14 protein-coding genes are annotated in these 19,005 nt (G+C 52.6%); 5 read left to right on the top strand and 9 right to left on the bottom strand.

Annotated elements, in window-relative coordinates; translation table 11 throughout:
* Positions 1–153: 153 nt before the first annotated feature.
* On the bottom strand, positions 154–1,020 hold the full coding sequence (locus K7P01_RS29800) for a DUF6089 family protein (protein WP_267298253.1): 867 nt from the start codon (positions 1,018–1,020) through the stop codon (positions 154–156).
* A 69-nt stretch (positions 1,021–1,089) separates the two neighbouring features.
* Positions 1,090–2,301: an ADP-forming succinate--CoA ligase subunit beta gene (gene sucC / locus K7P01_RS29795; protein WP_267298252.1), complete on the bottom strand. Its 1,212-nt coding sequence runs from the start codon at positions 2,299–2,301 to the stop codon at positions 1,090–1,092.
* A 68-nt stretch (positions 2,302–2,369) separates the two neighbouring features.
* Here sucC and K7P01_RS29790 point away from each other — a divergent pair, with 68 nt between their 5' ends.
* On the top strand, positions 2,370–3,029 hold the full coding sequence (locus K7P01_RS29790; RefSeq protein ID WP_267298251.1) for an ABC transporter ATP-binding protein: 660 nt from the start codon (positions 2,370–2,372) through the stop codon (positions 3,027–3,029).
* Between the two features lie 123 nt (positions 3,030–3,152).
* Here K7P01_RS29790 and mtaB read toward each other — a convergent pair whose 3' ends face one another.
* Together mtaB and K7P01_RS29780 are read right to left on the bottom strand one after the other, a co-directional pair.
* Entirely contained in the window at positions 3,153–4,478 is a 1,326-nt protein-coding gene (gene mtaB / locus K7P01_RS29785; protein ID WP_267298250.1) for a tRNA (N(6)-L-threonylcarbamoyladenosine(37)-C(2))-methylthiotransferase MtaB, read from the bottom strand.
* A gap of 95 nt (positions 4,479–4,573) precedes the next feature.
* Positions 4,574–6,304 carry a phospho-sugar mutase gene (locus K7P01_RS29780; RefSeq protein WP_267298249.1) on the bottom strand — a complete coding sequence of 577 codons (1,731 nt, stop codon included), beginning with the start codon at positions 6,302–6,304 and terminating at the stop codon, positions 4,574–4,576.
* A 515-nt stretch (positions 6,305–6,819) separates the two neighbouring features.
* Here K7P01_RS29780 and K7P01_RS29775 point away from each other — a divergent pair.
* From K7P01_RS29775 to K7P01_RS29760, 4 genes are all read left to right on the top strand, one after another.
* Entirely contained in the window at positions 6,820–7,251 is a 432-nt protein-coding gene (locus K7P01_RS29775; protein WP_267298248.1) for a hypothetical protein, read from the top strand.
* 210 nt (positions 7,252–7,461) lie between these two features.
* On the top strand, positions 7,462–9,363 hold the full coding sequence (locus K7P01_RS29770; RefSeq protein WP_267298247.1) for a DNA topoisomerase IV subunit B: 1,902 nt from the start codon (positions 7,462–7,464) through the stop codon (positions 9,361–9,363).
* 27 nt (positions 9,364–9,390) lie between these two features.
* Positions 9,391–12,339 carry a DNA gyrase/topoisomerase IV subunit A gene (locus K7P01_RS29765; RefSeq protein WP_267298246.1) on the top strand — a complete coding sequence of 983 codons (2,949 nt, stop codon included), beginning with the start codon at positions 9,391–9,393 and terminating at the stop codon, positions 12,337–12,339.
* Between the two features lie 193 nt (positions 12,340–12,532).
* Entirely contained in the window at positions 12,533–13,201 is a 669-nt protein-coding gene (locus K7P01_RS29760) for an OmpA family protein (RefSeq protein ID WP_267298245.1), read from the top strand.
* A gap of 13 nt (positions 13,202–13,214) precedes the next feature.
* Here K7P01_RS29760 and K7P01_RS29755 read toward each other — a convergent pair whose 3' ends face one another.
* From K7P01_RS29755 to pckA, 5 genes are all read right to left on the bottom strand, one after another.
* The gene (locus K7P01_RS29755; protein ID WP_267298244.1) at positions 13,215–14,384 is read right to left on the bottom strand and encodes a lactonase family protein; all 1,170 of its coding nucleotides are present in this window, start codon (positions 14,382–14,384) and stop codon (positions 13,215–13,217) included.
* A gap of 46 nt (positions 14,385–14,430) precedes the next feature.
* A complete protein-coding gene (locus K7P01_RS29750; protein WP_267298243.1) occupies positions 14,431–15,633 on the bottom strand; it encodes a family 1 glycosylhydrolase in 1,203 nt (400 codons plus the stop codon).
* A 2-nt stretch (positions 15,634–15,635) separates the two neighbouring features.
* Positions 15,636–16,412, bottom strand: coding sequence for a M15 family metallopeptidase (locus K7P01_RS29745; RefSeq protein ID WP_267298242.1), 777 nt, complete (start codon positions 16,410–16,412; stop codon positions 15,636–15,638).
* 215 nt (positions 16,413–16,627) lie between these two features.
* A complete protein-coding gene (locus K7P01_RS29740) occupies positions 16,628–17,107 on the bottom strand; it encodes a hypothetical protein (protein WP_267298241.1) in 480 nt (159 codons plus the stop codon).
* A 182-nt stretch (positions 17,108–17,289) separates the two neighbouring features.
* Positions 17,290–18,903, bottom strand: coding sequence for a phosphoenolpyruvate carboxykinase (ATP) (gene pckA, locus K7P01_RS29735; protein ID WP_267298240.1), 1,614 nt, complete (start codon positions 18,901–18,903; stop codon positions 17,290–17,292).
* Positions 18,904–19,005 lie beyond the last annotated feature (102 nt).

Raw genomic sequence — 19,005 nt, 5'->3', positions numbered from 1 at the left:
ATAAACAACCACGGTTATGCCGACCACCTTCGCCTAACACACCGTGCCCGGCGCGAGCACTCGTGCCAGATGCCCCTGTGGTAAAAAACAAAAAGACACCGAGTTTGCAGCGCGGTGTCTTTTTGTTTTTTACCAGATCCAGATAGCCTTATACTATCGACGCTTATAATACGCTTTGCGTTTCCTGTTATACAGCTTTCTGTTGGAACCATTGAATATTTCCTGAGGCAGGTAGTATTGCAATGTAACGGAGCCGATAAAATAACTGTCGTTCTTCTCCGGGTTGCCACGGACGCCGACTTCTGTGGGACGACTCGGCTGTGTGCCGATCTCGACGCGGCGGTCGGAGAGGGCCCGGGCAATGTCGCTCTTCAAGGTAGCGCCATCCGGGTAGCGCCGGATGCTGATGTCGTCGAGGTGATCGGTAAAAGTGGCACGATAACCTCCTTCGAGCAGAATATTAAAGAACGGGTCGAGCTTGATCCGTGCGCCGAAACCCATCGGTATTACCGGTACGAAGCGGCTATAACTGGAACCTTCTGTCTGCAGGGGTTGCAGTGCATACTTCTTGCCCTGATATTCAGCCTTGGGATTAAAGTAGAGCGCACCGACGCCGATGAAGCCATAGAGGTTCAGCTTGGAGCGCTGATAGAACCGGGCGCCTATAGGCATCAGGTTTACGACGCCCATCACGGACAGTTCGAAGTTGCTGGATGTGAATGACAGGTTGCGTTCCTGGCGATCGTCGTTGGCCTTGGCGTCGGAGCCTGAGGTTCGGAACCAGGTCAGGGAGGCACGTGTACTGATACGATCGGTCAGGTAATATTCACCACTCACAGCGATATTTGGTCTTAACCGGCCAGTTTCACCGGGGTTCACCAATTCACCAAAGTAGTTTGCAGTACCGGAACCTAATCCAACGAGAAGGTTCCGGTTCTTTCGGATGGCGTAGAAACTCTGAGCCTCTGCGACTACAGGCAGTAGGATAGCAATAAACGAAATTGTGAAAAACCTTTTCATCAACAAGGGCCGGTCAAATTTTCCTCAATATAGGCAATTATCAAATAACTCGCCGGAGTAAATAATCTGCTAGGCCAGAACTTCTTTTACGCGCTGTGCGGCATCTTTCAGTACGATCGCGGAGAACACTTTCAAACCTGATTGTTCAATGATCTTCGCGCCTTCCTCAGCGTTTGTTCCCTGCAGGCGGACAATAATCGGTACTTTGATGTCACCGATCTTTTTGTACGCTTCCACCACACCATTAGCAACACGATCGCAGCGTACAATACCACCGAAGATATTGATCAAAATAGCTTTTACGTTCGGGTCTTTCAGGATGATCCGGAAACCAGCTTCTACTGTTTCTGCGTTTGCTCCACCACCCACGTCGAGGAAGTTTGCAGGCTCACCACCTGAAATTTTAATGATGTCCATGGTGGCCATGGCCAGACCGGCACCGTTTACCATGCAGCCTACGTTACCGTCCAGCTTTACATAGTTGAGGCCAGCTTTACCAGCTTCTACTTCCAGTGGATCTTCCTCGGTGATGTCGCGCAGCTCAGCCAGGTCTTTGTGACGATAAAGGGCGTTGTCGTCCAAATTTACTTTAGCGTCCACAGCCAGAATCTTGCCGTCAGAAGTTCGCAGCACCGGGTTGATCTCGAACATGGCAGCGTCGAGACCTAGGTATGCATTATACAAGGAGTGTATGAATTTTACGCCCTCTTTGAAAGCGTTGCCTTCCCAACCCAAAGCGAACGCTACTTTGCGTGCCTGGAAGGGTTGGAGACCCAGCAGGGGATCGATCCACTCTTTGATGATTTTTTCCGGATGGGTTTCGGCCACCTCTTCGATGTTCATACCCCCTTCGGTAGAGGCCATGATCACCGGGCATCCTTTCGAACGGTCGAGCAGGATGCTCATATAATATTCTTTCGGCTCCAGATCACCGGGATAGTATACATCTTCGGCAATGAGCACTTTGTTTACTTTCTTTCCTTCGGGACCGGTCTGGATCGTTACCAGTGTACCACCCAAAATGGCTTTTACTTTCTCGGCTACTTCGCCCAGGCCTTTGGCCAGGACAACGCCTCTTGAGCCTGTTTCTTTCACGGTACCTTTACCCCGTCCGCCGGCATGGATCTGCGACTTTACGACAAACCATTTTGTGCCCGTTTCTGCCTGTAATTCTTTGGCAGCCTGGGTGGCACTATCCGGCGTGTCGGCAACAATGCCTCGCTGAACGGCTACACCATATTTCTTGAGAATCTCTTTGCCCTGGTACTCGTGTATGTTCATGAATTTTTTGTTTTGGGCGAAACTAGTTTATTTACTGCTTTATTTCAAGGAAACACAGGAAATCACACATGCTGAGAGCGACACAACTCGAAAAATCGTATGGGCGGTTAAAAGTATTGAAGGGCGTCGATCTCGAGGTTAGCCGCGGGGAAGTGGTGGCCATTGTTGGGGCTTCTGGCGCGGGAAAAAGCACCTTGCTGCACATCCTAGGCACGCTCGACACTCCCGACAAAGGGCAGCTGACCATTCACGACCAAAACATCTTTTCGATGTCCGCCCGCCCGCTGGCGGCATTCCGCAACAAGTCGATTGGCTTTGTTTTCCAGTTCCATAATCTGCTACCCGAGTTTTCGGCATTGGAGAACGTGTCCATTCCGGCGCTGATCCGCAATCCGGCCGATGAGGCGGGCATTAAAACCCGCGCAACGGAATTGCTGACGATGCTGGGGGTAGGCGATCGGGCGCACCACAAGCCCTCGGAGCTGTCGGGTGGGGAGCAGCAGCGCACGGCCGTGGCCCGGGCGTTGATCAATGCACCGGATATTATCCTGGCGGATGAGCCCAGCGGTAATTTGGATTCGAAGAATGCCCTGGAGCTTCACAAGCTGTTCTTTCAGCTACGCGACCAGATGCGTCAAACCTTTATCATCGTTACCCACAATGAAGAACTTTCAAAGATGGCAGATCGACGGATTGAGCTAAAGGATGGGGTTGTTGTAGGGCACTAAGCGGAGATGTCTCAGTGTTGAGTCAGTGTATAGCCAGAGTTTAGTCAGAGATGTCTCAGTGCTTAAAGCACTGGAAAAAGACCGGGATACTCACGCGAAGTATCGGTGAGAGGAGGGGAGTTCTTACTGGTGCGAGAGGGTTTCTTCCACGGAGTCGTCCACTTCCATGAGGAGGCTTTCGTCGGTGATGCGGCAGAGATTTACGCGACGGAGCTCGTTGACGAGCACGGGGTCGTATTTGGCCACTACACGGACATAGTTTTCGGTGAAGCCGTGCATCATGCCGTTTTCGATGTCGTGTTCAAACAAAACGGTGGCTTCGCGACCGATGTTTTCTTCGTAGAACTTGCGCCGTTTTTTGTCGGAGAGGATGTGGAGCATCTTCGAGCGGTCAGCGCGTTGGCTGCCGGGCACGGAATTGGGCATTTTAGCCGCAGGGGTGTTCTCGCGCTCGGAGTAAGTGAAGACGTGCAGGTAGGAGATATCCAGGTCGTTCAGGAAACGATAGGTCTCCAGGAAGTCGTCTTGCGTCTCGCCGGGGAAGCCAACGATCACATCCACGCCGATACAGGCATGCGGCATCAGCTCACGGATCTTGGCCACGCGCTCTACATAGAGCTCGCGTTGATAGCGGCGGCGCATGAGGCGTAAGATCTTGTTAGAACCCGACTGCAGGGGAATGTGAAAGTGCGGAACAAACCGCTGCGACCCGGCTACGAAGGAGATGATCTCGTCGGTGAGCAGGTTGGGCTCGATCGAAGAGATGCGGAAACGGTCAATACCTTCCACCTGGTCGAGTGCATGAGCCAGGTCGATAAAGCGCTCTACGCGTATGCCGTTCTGTAAGCCAAAGTCTCCGGTATTAACGCCCGTCAGTACGACTTCGCGTACGTCGGTGGCGGCGATCTCACGGGCGGTTTTCAGAATGTTTTCAATACTGTCGCTGCGGCTGTTGCCGCGGGCAAGGGGAATGGTGCAAAAGGTGCACGAGTAGTCGCAGCCGTCTTGTACTTTCAGGAACGTGCGGGTGCGGTCGTGCATGGAATACGACGTGTTGAACGTGTCGGCCCGAGCGATGTCGGACGCATAGACGGTGGCTTGCGGCGGACGCACAAAGCCATCCAGCAGCTCCACCAGGCGGAACTTCTCCGCAGCGCCCAGCACGGCGTCCACACCGGGGATTTCCGAGATTTCCTTCGGCTTCAGTTGGGCGTAGCAGCCAATGATCGCTACGTACGCATCAGGCGAAATGCCACGGGCTTCGCGTACGATCTTGTGGCATTTCTTGTCGGCGTTCTCTGTTACCGAACAGGTATTGATAATGAAGATGTCGGGGGAATCCGTAAAATCTACCTTCTGATAGCCCTTCTGTTCGAACATGCGCGAGATCGTAGACGTCTCCGAGTAGTTGAGCTTGCAGCCGAGCGTATAAAAAGCGACTTTTTTCATGATCAGACCGCAAAGATAAAAAACAGCGTGAGTGTGAGAGCGAGAGCGAAGAAAAAACAGAGCACTTGTATTCGCTTACGCCCTCACGCTGTTTTTTAGATGGTTTTCAGGTAAGCTTCAATCGCGGCGATACGCTCATCCAGCGCTTTGTTGACCGTGGGGAAATCGGCGGTTGACGCCAGCGGTGCGTTTACCGCCATATAGAATTTGATCTTGGGCTCTGTGCCCGAAGGGCGTACCGATACTTTGGTGCCGTTCTCCAGGTAGAATTGCAATACATCCGATTGCGGGAAATCAAGTGTTGTTTCTTTGCCTGTCAATAGATCTTTCTCTTTCAGGATCTTATAGTCCAGCAGGCGAACCACACGGCTTCCCGTAATCTCGGCGGGTGGGTTGCTGCGGAATTTCTCCATCATGGCCTTGATCTCTTGCTCGCCCTGCTGACCTTTTTTGGTCACGTTGAGCAGTGCCTCTTTGTAGAAGCCAAACTCTACGTACATGTCGATCAGCCAATCGTACAGCGACTTGCCCTGGTCGGTGGCGCTGGCGGCCATCGCGGCAAAGAAGGCACAGGCGGAGACGGCGTCTTTATCACGCACAAAGTCGCCGGCCATGTAGCCGTAGCTTTCTTCGCCGGCGGCGACGAACGTCTTTTTACCCTCCAGTTTGCCCATCAGCTCGGCAATGTATTTAAAGCCGGTCAGGGTGTTATAACATTCCACACCCAGCTTGGCGGCCATAGCGTCGACCAGCTCGGAGGTTACGATGGTCTTGGCGATGTAGGTGTTCCTGGTTTCCTTGAGGTTCTTCAGGATGAAGTACATCATCAGGCTGAAGGCCTGGTTGCCATTCAATAAAGTGAACTCGCCATCGGCTTTACGTACCCCGATGCCTACGCGGTCGGTGTCGGGGTCGGTGGCCATCACCATAGTAGCGCCTACGGCCTTGCCTTTTTGGATGACCATTTCCATGGCCGATTGTTCTTCCGGGTTCGGTGATTTAACGGTCGGGAAGTCACCATCGGGCTCTTCTTGCTCGGCGACCACGTGCAGGTTCGTAAAGCCGATCTCCCGAAGCGTGGCGGGTACCATGGTGATGCCGGCACCGTGCAGGCTGGAATACACCAGGGGGATATTCTTGTGTTTGGCGATGATGTCGTGGTTGGGGATAATCTTCTTAACTTCCTCAAAGTAAGCTTTTTCAACCTCTTCACCGATCGTGTGAATATTGGCCAGCACGGGCTTGAACTTTACCTGTTCGAACGACGTGATCGAGGTTACTTCTTTGATAATGTTTACATCGTGCGGAGGCACTACCTGGGCACCACCGGTCCAGTAGGCTTTGTATCCGTTGTATTCTTTGGGATTGTGTGAAGCGGTGATGACCACGCCCGAGTCGCACTGCAGGTAGCGCATGGCAAAGGAAAGCAGGGGAGTGGGGCGGAGGTTTTCGAACATGTACACCTGGATGCCGTTGGCGGAGAATACACCGGCCACGACGTCGGCAAAGTATTCGCTGTTGTTACGGCTGTCGTAGGCAATGGCCACCTTGGTGGCTTTGCCGGGAAAGGTCTTGTTGAGGTAGTTGGCCAGTCCCTGGGTGGCAACACCCACGGTATATTTGTTCATGCAGTTGGACCCGGCGCCCATGACGCCCCGCAGTCCACCGGTACCGAATTCAAGGTCCTTGTAAAAGTTGTCGATGAGCTCTTTAGAGTCTGATTTTGCCAGAAGTGCTTTAACCTCTGCTTTGGTATCCTGATCAATAGCCGGGCTATCGAGCCAGGCTTGCGCTTTTGACTTTACGTCGTCGAGGAGTTGTGACATAGGGATTTTTACCGGGCGTTTAAAATAAACCGGGCAAATGTATTACAAGTTTGCAGGGTGATCCTAGCGTGCCTGGTATTTTTTGCGTGCGGTTTATCGGTTGGCAAGTGTTAAAAAATGGTGCCAGTGCCCGCAACGCTACGGTCGCGAAAGGATTACCATTGTGGTCAGATAGCGAGGATATTTCGGATATAGAATGCCATTGACATAGTATTGATAGACCATTGAAATAGAATTGTAATTGGCCTTTAGGACTATAAAACATCTATTTCAGAATACTCCCATATTAAAACCAATTCGCCTTCGTGCCGGATTTTAGCGGGATATAGATACTAGTTTATCTTTCTTTTTAACTTTATTTAAACTATTATAATTAATTATTAACCAATTTGTTATGTTTTTTATGTAAAGTAATAATGGATATTGTTCCACCGGCACCCCTTCCTTTTTCATTCTCTTCCCAAATCCTTGAAGTTTGGGCAAAACTCTTACTTTTGCAGCCTAATTTTCGAATTATGGCTTTGAAGTTGTTTCGTGCGGTTTGGTTTCTCTCGGCGCTTGTGGTATTGACGGACCTGTTATATGTCTATGCCAGCTTGCCCGAGACAGTGGCCATTCAGGAGGCTGAAGGGGCACAAGTGCTGCTGGACCGCGAAACAATGTTTTATGTGATGTTGGTGCTGATTGCCGTTTGTAACGTGCTGGTGTACCTCATCAGCCGGCTGTACCCCACACAGGAGACGCTCCGGGCATGGTTTCACGGCCTGGTGATTACGTTGAATATCTTCTTTATTATCGCATTAAGCCTGGTGAGCCTGTTCAACAGCCAGGAACGATTCGATTACAGCCGTATTGGGTTCGTTATTTATGGTAGTGTGGGCTTAGTGGTTCTGTGGGCCCTAAGTTGGCCTGTAATCAGGATTTTTGGTCTTTCACGACCAAAATGATCAATTTATTTAAAGAGTATTAATGTATTGTTAATCAATTATTTGAGCCAATGTAGTTTGTTTAATGATGTAATTGAAAATTAAGTGTGGCCCTTGAAGTAAAGATGAAATTCACTTTATTGTCCGCCAATATTTATTGCATGATTTTTTAAACTGTAGGGGTTCGATGATTTTTTAATCTGTTCCTTACAACATAATCCTTTTGGGTATATGAGCAAGACGGAGAAAGATTCTTCTGGTTTATCGTATGACGAGTCCAGTATTAAGTCGCTGGACTGGCGCGAGCACATACGGTTACGGCCGGGCATGTATATTGGTAAGCTGGGTGACGGCTCTGCCAAGGACGACGGTATTTACGTGTTGGTAAAAGAGGTTGTCGACAACTCGATCGATGAGCACATGATGGGCCACGGTAAGGTCATTGATGTGGCCATTAACGAGTCGCGCGTAACCGTACGCGACTATGGCCGGGGTATTCCGCTGGGCAAGGTCGTAGACGTCGTGTCAAAGATCAACACTGGTGCCAAGTACGATTCGGGAGCTTTCCAGAAATCGGTAGGGTTGAACGGCGTGGGTACCAAGGCGGTGAACGCGTTGTCAAACTACTTTAAAGTACAGGCCTTCCGCGACGGGCAAACCAAATACGCCGAGTTCAAAAAAGGCGTGTTGGTAACCGACGGCAAGCTGACCAAGACGGACGACAAGAACGGCACCTATGTGGAGTTCGAGCCGGACAACGCCATGTTCAAAAACTATCACTTCATTCCGGAATACCTGGATGACCTGATGTGGAACTATGCGTTCCTAAACGCGGGCCTGACCATTAACTATAACGGACAGAAATTCTTTTCCAAGGATGGCCTGCTCGATCTGCTCAAGCAGAAGTCCGACGCAGAAGATCTGCGCTATCCCATCATTCACTTCAAGGGCAACGACATCGAGGTGGCGCTGACCCACGGCAACCAATACGGCGAAGAGTACTACTCGTTCGTCAACGGTCAGAATACCACGCAGGGGGGAACCCACCTGGCGGCCTTTCGCGAAGGAGTAATCCGCGGGGTGCGCGATTTCTTTAAAAAGGACTTTGACGCATCCGATATCCGGTCGTCGATCATTGCTGCAATCGCGATACGGGTGCAGGAGCCGGTGTTCGAGTCACAGACAAAAACCAAGCTTGGTTCGACCAACATGGCGCCGGACGGGGCGACGGTGAAGAGCTTCGTGGGCGATTTTGTGGCCAAGGAGCTGGAAATCTACCTGCATAAAAATGCGATTGTGGCGGATGCATTGCAGAAACGCATTTTGCAATCGGAGCGTGAGCGTAAAGACATTGCCGGTATCAAGAAACTGGCCAACGAGCGGGCGAAGAAAGCCAACCTGCACAACCGGAAGCTGCGTGACTGTCGTTTCCACCTGGGCGATAAGAATCCCCGCAACGCCGAGAGCATGATCTTCATCACGGAGGGGGATTCGGCCAGCGGGTCGATTACCAAGTCGCGCGATGTGGAAACACAAGCCGTGTTTAGCTTGCGCGGTAAGCCCCTCAACTCGTACGGCCTGACCAAGAAGGTGGTGTACGAGAACGAAGAGTTCAACCTGTTGCAGCACGCGCTGAACATTGAAGACGGCCTGGACGGCCTGCGTTACAGCCGGGTGATCATCGCGACGGATGCCGACGTAGACGGCATGCACATCCGCCTGCTGTTGATGACCTTCTTTCTGCAGTTCTTCCCCGACCTGGTAAAGGCGGGGCACGTATTTGTGCTGGAGACGCCGCTGTTCCGCGTCCGTAATAAGAAAGAAACGATCTACTGCTACAGCGACGAAGAGCGCGCGGCGGCCATCAATAAATTGGGTTCGAAGCCCGAGATTACCCGCTTCAAGGGATTGGGTGAGATTTCGCCGGACGAGTTTGGAGCTTTTATCGGTGACAATATCCGGCTGCAGCCCGTGTTGCTGCACAAGGACAGCCACCTGCAAAAGATCCTCGAGTTCTACATGGGTAAGAACACCATGACCCGCCAGGAGTTCATCATTGAAAACCTGCGCATTGAGCTGGACAGAGTAGAAGCAAAAGATGTAGTAACGGAAGAGGTAGCGGAAGAAATCTAATACCCTAATCGAAAGACGAACGACCTTATGAGTAAAAAGCAACATCCGGAGGACGACAAATCAAAACTGGTGCCGTACATACCGGGTAATGGTGAAGGAGGGGGCGACGATGTCGTACACTCGGTCGCCATTGACGGGCTGTATCAAAGCTGGTTTCTGGATTATGCCTCGTATGTTATTCTGGAGCGCGCAGTGCCGCGGATTGAAGACGGCTTCAAGCCCGTACAGCGCCGTATCATGCACTCCCTGAAAGAAATGGACGATGGCCGCTTCAACAAAGTGGCGAACGTGATCGGTAACACGATGCAGTTTCACCCGCACGGGGATGCGTCCATCGGGGAGGCTATTGTTAACATCGGCCAGAAAGACCTGCTGATCGAAACGCAGGGTAACTGGGGAGATGTACGCACCGGCGACAGCGCCGCGGCACCTCGCTATATCGAAGCACGGCTGTCCAAGTTTGCGCTGGACGTCGTCTATAACCCGCAGACCACCACGTGGCAGCAGTCGTACGATGGCCGTAAGAAAGAGCCCGTAACGCTGCCGGTGAAATTCCCGTTGTTGCTGGCACAGGGGGTAGAAGGTATTGCCGTGGGGCTGTCGACCAAAATCTTGCCGCATAACTTTGGGGAGCTTATCAAGGCGTCCATCGATATACTGAAAGGCCGGAACCCCAAGATCTTCCCCGACTTTCCGACAGGGGGCATTGCCGATTTTGCGGAATACAACCAGGGCTTGCGCGGTGGCAAGATCAAGGTGCGTGCGCGCATCGAGATCCTCGACAAGAAGTCGCTGGTCATTCGCGATATACCGTTTGGCACAACCACCACGTCACTGATGGAATCCATCGTGAAGGCGAGTGAGAAGGGCCAGATCAAGATCAAGCAAGTGATCGACAACACTGCCGCGACGGTGGAGATCCAGCTGCACCTGCAGCCGACGCAGTCACCCGAGGTGGCGCTCGACGCACTGTATGCGTTCACGGATTGCGAGATTTCGATCTCGCCGAACGCCTGCGTGATCATCGAAGACAAGCCCCACTTCATGGGCGTGAACGAGATCCTGAAGTACAACACCCAGCAGACGTTGGAACTGTTGCGTCAGGAGCTGGAGATTCGCAGGGCCGAGCTGATGGAGAAGATTCTCTTCTCGTCACTGGAAAAGATATTCATTGAAAACCGCATCTACCGCAACATAGAAGAGGCGGAGAGCTGGGAAGAAGTATTGTCGACGATCGACAAAGGACTGAAGCCTCATAAGAAGAAATTCTATCGCGAGATTACGACAGAAGATATCGTGAAGCTGACAGAGATCCGCATCAAACGGATCTCACGCTTCGACGCGTTCAAAGCCGACGAGTTGCTGCGCGGTCTGGAAAAGGAGTTAAAAGAAACGGAGCATCATCTCAAGAATCTGACAGAATACGCCATTGCGTATTTCCAACGCCTGTTGGAGAAGTATGGCAAAGGTCGCGAGCGCCGTACGGAGATCAAGAGTTTCCAATCGGTTACGGCTGTGGAGGTTATCGCCAACAACCAGAAGCTGTATGTTAACCGGGCCGATGGCTTTGTGGGCTACAGCTTGAAGAAAGATGAGTACATTTGCGACTGTTCGGAGCTGGACGACGTGATCGTGATCCGCAAAGACGGTAAAGCGAAGGTGTCGCGTATTCAGGAAAAGGCGTTCATGGGCAAAGACATTTTGTATGTGGGCATCTTTAAGAAGGGCGACGACCGCATGGTCTACAACGTGATCTACGCCGACGGCCGTGGAGGCAAGAGCTTTGCCAAGCGCTTTACGATACCGGGTGTGACCCGCGACAAGGAGTACGACCTGACACAAGGCAACGCCAACTCGAAGATTCTATATTTAAGCGTTAATCCCAATGGAGAGGCTGAAACGGTAGAAGTAAAACTTTCGCAGGCGAGCACAGCGCGGAAAAAAGTATTCAATTACGACTTTACCGAGCTGGAGGTAAAGAACCGGAGCTCAAAGGGTAACATCATTACGCCGTACCCGGTACGCAAGGTTGACTTCCTGAAAGCCGGCTCGTCTACGCTCAGCAAGCTGACATTGTGGTACGACCCCGAAGCAGGCCGTTTGAACAAGGAAAATCGCGGCAAGTATCTCGGCAAGTTTGAGCCCGAAGATCAGCTGATCACCTTCTCTCGGACGGGCACGTATAAAATCACGGGCTATGACCTGACCAACCGCTATGAGCCAGAGAAGACCTTGCGGGTGGAGAAGTTCGACCCGGCGCGTGTGTTCTCGGCCATCTATATAGACGGCGACACAAAGCTGCACATGGTGAAACGGTTTGTGATCGAAACGAGTACGCTCGACAAGGAGTTCTCCTTTATACCCGAGAACGGTTCGCGTCTGATCGCCGTGACCTCTTCCGAAGAGCCTCTGATCGAGCTCGAGTTTATCAAGAGCAAAGACAAAGGCAAGGTGACCAAGAAGGTCAAGTTAGAGAGTCTCGTCGAAGTAAAAGGCTGGAAAGCCCAGGGGGGACGTCTTTCAGACTATCGTGTAACGAAGGTGACCCTGATAGAGGAAGAGGAAACGGGACCAGAAGAAGGCGACAGCGACACCGAAGGCAATGAGGTGACTGACGCAGATCAGTCGCCAAAAAAAAAAGAGCAGCCAAGCCAGCCGCCAGTCCAGCTCCCAAGTCAAAACCGAAACCAAAGCCCGATCCAAAGCCAAAGCAGCGAAAGGGGGGAGCAAGCAAGCCTCTTCGGCCAGCCGGCAAAGCCCCAGCAAAGCAGCCAAAGCCAGCCGCAAAAAAGTCAGCAGCCGCCAAACCTCTTCGGGGGACAGCCGGAAAAGCAAAGCCCAAACCCAAACCAGGAGCCAAGCCAAAGCCAGGCAAACCAAAAAAGCGAAAGTAGCACCGAAGAAGACGGGGCGAAAAAAGCGATAGGTGACGACGACGAAGGCATCATTGGTGCCGGAGAGACCGTAGAATGGTAAACAAAAGGCACCCTGCCACACGGCAGTGATTGTCACAGATAAAAGACGCCGGAATCCCTTTTCGCAGACAGGGATTTCCGGCGTTTGCTTTTTAGTCCGTTAAAGCTTCGCTTGCGGCGGTATACATCCTTGATTGGCAAGGACTTTGCAACTAGAACCTGTAAGTTTGCATTTTAAACCAAAAGCAACCCCCATGAAAACGATTGGAATGACACTTGTTTTGCTTACCATGTTTCTGCCGGCATTTGCACAGAAAGACGAAATGCTGGCGCAGGGCAAAATAAGGGATTCGCGGACGGGCAAGGGCGTGAAGGCCAGCATCCGTTACAGCAGCATTCCTACCGGCAGTATATTCGGTCGTTTCAACGACAGCACGTTTTCGTTCCCCATCTTTGGCACCGCCAAATATCAGATCACCGCAGGTGCCGAAGGCTACAACCCGAAGACCGTGATTGTCGACCCCAAAGATGTCGATGGGAGCAAACGCATTTTGCGTGACATCACGCTAACGCCCAAAGGCCAGACGGTGGTGCTGAGCCATCTTATCTTTGCGCAGGGTAAGGCAGCCATCGACCCGAAGTCGTATGGCGAGTTGGATGAACTTGCCCAGATGATGAAAGAAAACGCCAATATGGAGATCCAGCTGGAAGGTCACACCGACAACACCGGCAGCCCGAAGGCGAACCTGGAGCTTTCGCAAGATCGTGTCGACGCCGTGAAGAAATACCTGGTGGAAAAGGACATTGCCAAAAAACGTATCCTGACAAAGGCCTTCGGGGGCAGCCAGCCCCTGCGGAATGAGATGACACCCGAAGCGCGCGCCGCGAACCGACGGGTGGAGATGCGTATCCTGAAAGACTAACGCAACGGACGTCCTATTGGGTCAGCATCTTTAAACATACCGGCGACGGTACCTTAACGGGTTTGCCCACTTGTGTGAGCAGCCCCGTTTTTGCATTTATACGGAACAGGATGATCGTGTCGGTATCCTGATTGGCGGCAAAGAGGTATTCGCCTCGTGGGTCGATCATGAAATTGCGTGGGGTCTGACCACCCGTGGGCTGGTGGCCTGCCAGCTTGATCTTGCCGGTAGAGGCCACGGTAAAGATGCTGATGCCATTAAAGCCGCGGTTCGACATGTATAAAAACTTGCCGTTGGGGGTAATGTGTATGTCGGCGCTGCTGTTCTTGCCGGTGAAGCCCGCGGGTAGGGAAAGTACCGAGTCCTGCAGCACCGTCAGGGCACCGGTCTTTTTGTCGATCTTAAAGGAGCAGACAGAAGAAGTCAGCTCTTCTGACAGGTATAAAAAGTTGCCGTTCGGGTGAAAGGTAAAGTGTCGTGGGCCTGCGCCCGGAACGACTGCGGCTTCTTTCTGTTGGGATGGCTCCAGCTTGCCTGTGTTCAAGTTGAAGTTATAGCTGTACACTTTGTCGGCGCCCAGGTCGGCCGCGTAGAGGATACGATTGTCGGGTGAGATCAGGGCCGAGTGAATGTGCGAGCTTTCCTGCCGGGTGGGATTAACGCTGCTGGCAATATACTTTTTCGAATCGGAGGGGTTGCCTACCAATCCGTCTTCAAACAACGGCAGCACCACCAGGTTGCCTTCGCCGTAATTCGAGACAAAGGCGTATTGACCCGTCTTGTCAAAGCTGATGTGGCAAGGGTCGGCGCCAAAGGAAGAACGGTTATTGAGGTCACTGAGGCGGCCGGTCTTTGCGTCGATGGCAAAGGCACTGATGGAGCCTTCCAGGTCACTGTCCTTCGCTTTGCCGCGGTTGACAGAGTATAAGAATTTGCCGGTGGGATGAATGCCTACAAACGACGGGCTTTCGGGTGTCGGTACGGTTTGTACCAGTGTAAGCGTGCGCTTGGCGCGATTGAAGGTATAGACGTACAGGCCGGCGCTGCCGCGCACACTGAAGGTGCCTACGTAGAGAAGCTCTTTTTTACCCGAGGTCTTCGTTTTTTGTGTTTTGGTTTGTCCCCATACGGTTGGGACAAGCAGGCACAGGATGACTGGCAACAGGCGTAGTTTTCGGTACATAGGTTCTCAGGGTTCAGGTCGCTTGCCGGAAGGTACTTAACAAATGTCAAATCGCCACTTCCTGGTATTGTTGTACTGTAATTTTCTTGGAGTGTGCCAGGGAGGCGTAGAGGGCGCCGCTGGGTTTCATAAAGCGATTACGGGTCTTGGGGTCGGTTTGGTATAGGCCGAACCGCATAGAGGGGCCGAGGTGCCACTCGACGTTATCCCACGTGCTCCAGTGGTAGTACCCCTGGATATCGATGCCGTCGTGGATGGCCTGGTGTATAATGGCGGCGTAATCCTGGATGGCCTGTAGCCGCAGGAAATCACTCTCGTCGCAGACGCCGTTTTCAGTGATGATAATGGGCTTTTTATACTTATTCCAATACCGGTCCAGGCAAGTGCGCAGGCCTTCGGGATAGTACTCCCAGATGTCGTCGTGTTTGCGGCCCAGGTCTTTGATTTTCTGCGGGTGATTGAGGTAGGTGATCGGCAGCGGATCGTGTGAAATGCGGCCGTAGTAGCTCATGCCAAAAAAGTCGACCTTTTCGAAATACTGGGGCACGTAGTCCATGAACCACCAGTCGCTAAGGCGCGCGGGAAACCAACCCAGGATGTTTTCGGCTGCGAAGACAGCGCAGTTGTGCGAAATGCCCACGGGGTGGTGCGGGAACCGCGACTTCAGGTAGTCGTAAACCTGATCGTGGGCCTTGCCCATGTTGATGACCACTTTGCCGGCTGCCAGCGGGTTGATCTTAAACGGAGGGAAGAAGCCTGTGAGCCATCCGAAGCTGGCGTATACATTCGGTTCGTTAAAGGTATTCCAATACGATACGTATTGACCGTATTCGTCAATCACACGGCGGGCGTAGTCGATCCAGAGGGGGATATTTTCCTCTTTTTCCCAACCACTGCGCTTTGCAAACCACAAGGGGTTGGAGAAATGATGCAGTACCATCATGATGGATACACCGCGGGCTTTCAGACTTTTAAGAAGGGTATGGTAATGCAGGCGTGTAGGTTCGTCGAAGGCGCCGTAAGGCTCGCGCTGCAGCTTGCTCCACATGAGGCTCATGCGGTAGTTCGGGGCCAGCGTGGCGATGATGTTCACATCTTCTTCCAGCCGTAGCTCGTGGTCGGTAGTTTGATCGAACACGTGCCCATCACGGCACTTGATGCCTTGCCAGTCGTGTTCGAAGGCCGTCTCGACCTGGACGGCTGCGGTGCTCGTTCCGAAGAAGAACTTTTCGGGAAACGTTAGCCTCATGATTATTTACGTGTCACCGCGCTCTGCGCAGTTTCCCATTCTTTCCAATACCGGCGCAGCACGCGAACGTCTTGCGTCATGCACGGATAGAGATCTTCTACGCGGGGAACAGGCGGCAGTATGCCGACGGCCAGGTGGGAGGAGGTAAGTCCGCCAGTCCACTCGAAGTGCCCCGGGTCATACGGCTTGCGCCAGCGTCCGCCCCAGCGGAGGCCCAGCTTTTCGCCTTCCACGCCCACGCTTTTCCAAAGGGCTTTGTTGTCCCACACGGCTACGCCATTCACAACCGGAACAACGTCCACCGCCAGGCCATACTGATGTTTGGATTTGCCGGCGCCCGAGTTGGTGTATTTCTTTCCCATGACCTTGTATTCGTTTTGTTTGGCATGGGTGCGGTATGATTCTACGACAGCCAGGGTAATGCCCTTGGCTTTGCAAGTTTCGATCAGGGTTTTGATGCGGTCGCGGAAGTAGGGGTGCAGCGCATTCAGGTCGGTGATCATGGGCATGGCACCACGGTCCTTTCCGAAATGAAAATTCTCTACATACTGCCAGTGTTTCCAACCGTTCAGGGTGTCGAATGCCTCGACGGCTTCTTCTACCTCCAGCGACACCGTAACGTCGGCATCGGATACGATCACTTCTTCTACCGGGGTGCTGTAAAAAAACTCGGCGTGTTCGCGGCAATCATAGGAGGCAAACAGGGAACTGTGTTGCGCCTGGGCAGTGAAACATACGCTGCACAGCAGGACGGTGGCGAGTAGGAGGGATTTAGGCATTTTTTTCAATGTCATACAAGGGCACAAAGATATGACTTTTAGCAATTTAGCACTTTATCCAAAAGTTAAGCTTCGAAGGGGATTTTACCGGTGTAATATTTTCGGCATTACAGACAGCCACATTCGTTTCCGAAACTAAAAGTGCACAAAACAAAAGAGGCCGCCCGGAGAGCAGCCTCTTTTACGCCGGTTCGCGGCACCTGGACGTCAGGCCGTTAGTTAACTGTGTTGTCTTTTCCCAGCTCATCCATCATGGACTGGTATTTTGTCTTCAGGGCTTCGTCCGTTGTAAGGGCTTTCTTCACTTTGTTAAAAGAAGCCACTCCCACGTAGTCCTTGGCCAGCAGTTGGTACGTTTCCTTGATCTTGGCAGTGCCTTGTTCGCGACGGGCAACCACTTCTTTTACAAAACGGATCTCATCCGTTGTTGCTTGCGCCTCCAGGAGTTTAGTCTCGTCGCCAATGATCTTATACAGCTCATTGTATCGTGCCACGGGCATGGCCTGGTTGTCCTTCACCATGGTCTTGATTTCGCCCGACAGCTCAGTCTGCATCTCGTTGATCGAGTCCATGGCCACTGCATACTTCTTCAGCTCTTCATCGGTTACGGCAGCCGCGCTCTGCGCATCTTGTGCAAACAGTGGGGCGGAAGCCAGGGTCAGGAAAAAGATCCCCGTTAAAAATGTTGACTTCATACTCGCGATGGTTTTTTTATTGTTATAAGTACGTTTAATAAGCATGTTACTAACGCAAAAGCAAGAAGCCATCGTGTTTCCCGTGAACGGTTAATTTTGCTTTTTATTGGAAAAAAAATGCCACCCCAGACAGTAGGGCGGCATCAATCAATCCCTTCTAATCACAGCCAACAACAGTGTTATCAGGCGTCAGCCTTAAGTTTTGGGGCTCCGGCGAGTATTTCGGCATTGGCCAAGGCGGCGAATTTCTCAAAGTTCTTGAGGAACGCCTCTGCCAGGTACTGCGCCTTGTGGTCGTAGGCATCTTTATCATCCCACGTGTCGCGCGGGTTGAGCAGGCCGTCAGGCACACCAGGACAGGCGAGGGGTACGGCCAACCCAAAGATTTCGTGGTTTTCGTATTCGACGTTGTCGAGCTTGCCTTCCAGCGCGGCGGTAATCAGTGCGCGGGTATATTTTAAGCTCATGCGTGTGCCGGTGCCATAGGGGCCACCTGTCCAGCCGGTGTTGACCATCCATACACGCACGCCCGCTTCCTGCATTTTGTTGCTGAGCATGGTGGCATATTTGGCCGGGTGCAGCGGCATGAACGGCGCACCGAAGCAGGCCGAGAAGGTCATGGTCGGCTCGGTCACATCGGCTTCCGTGCCCGCTACCTTGGCAGTATAGCCGGAGATGAAGTGGAAGGCCGCTTGCCCCGGCGTGAGCCGCGCGATGGGCGGTAATACGCCGTAGGCATCGCACGTCAGGAAGAAGATATTTTTCGGGTTCTTGCTCAACGACGGTTGCACCGTGTTACAGATGTAGTCGATCGGGTAGCTCACGCGGGTATTTTCGGTGCGTGTGCCATCGGCGAAGTCAACCTCGTCCGTGCCCGTTTTATAGCCTACGTTTTCGAGGAGGGCGCCGGGGCGTATAGCCCGGTAGATGTCAGGCTCTTTTTCTTCCGTCAGGTCGATGGTCTTGGCGTAGCAGCCGCCTTCGAAGTTGAAGATGACGTTGTCGGGTGTCCAGCCGTGCTCGTCGTCGCCGATGAGCTTGCGATTGGGATCGGCCGACAGGGTTGTCTTACCCGTGCCGGAAAGGCCGAAGAAGATGGCCGTGTCGCCAGCCGCGCCGACGTTGGCCGAGCAGTGCATGGCGAGCACATTCTGCTGGTGGGGCAAAATGAAATTGAGCACGGTAAAGATGCCTTTCTTGATCTCACCGGTATACCCACTGCCGCCGATCAGGATCACCTTGCGGCTGAAGTCGATGATCGAGAAGTTATGCTGGCGGGTGCCGTCTACAGCCGGATCGGCGTGGAAACCTGGCGCGTTCAGCACCAGCCACTCGGGCTCAAAGTTGCCGAGCTCTTGTTCCGTCGGGCGGATGAACATGTTGTATACAAACAGGTTCGACCAGGCGTACTCGTTGACCACGCGCACGCGCAGGCGATAGCGTGGGTCGGCGCAGGCGTATACGTCACGCACGTAGAACTCCTTGCCTTCCAGATACTGCAGCATCTTTTGATGCAGTTGGGCAAACTTGTCGGGAGAAAAGGGGATGTTGAACTGGTTCCACCACACGGCGTCCTGCGTCAAAGCGTCTTTGACCGTGAACTTGTCTTTTGGAGACCGCCCGGTGAACTCACCCGTGTCGATTGCCAGCGCGCCACTTGTCGTCTTCTTCGCTTGTCCCAGCTTGAGCGCTTGCTCCGCCAGCGCACCGGGCGATACATTCCAATGCGCTTTTCCTTTGGGAATACCAAAGCTGTCCGTCCCGACGGATCGGGACTTAGTTCCGGATTCTAACATGTTTGTTGGGTTAATGAGTTAGACAAAGTTAGGTATTTTGATAGTGTTTCAATCGTTTGCAATGAATTTTTTGTTTCCTTTGCGCCCGGAATGGCCATTTGC

Source organism: Parachryseolinea silvisoli, assembly GCF_021190955.1.
In the GTDB taxonomy this organism is placed as follows: domain Bacteria; phylum Bacteroidota; class Bacteroidia; order Cytophagales; family Cyclobacteriaceae; genus Ohtaekwangia; species Ohtaekwangia silvisoli.
The sequence above is the reverse complement of the archived record's forward strand: the minus strand, read 5'-3'. Positions and strand labels throughout refer to the sequence as shown.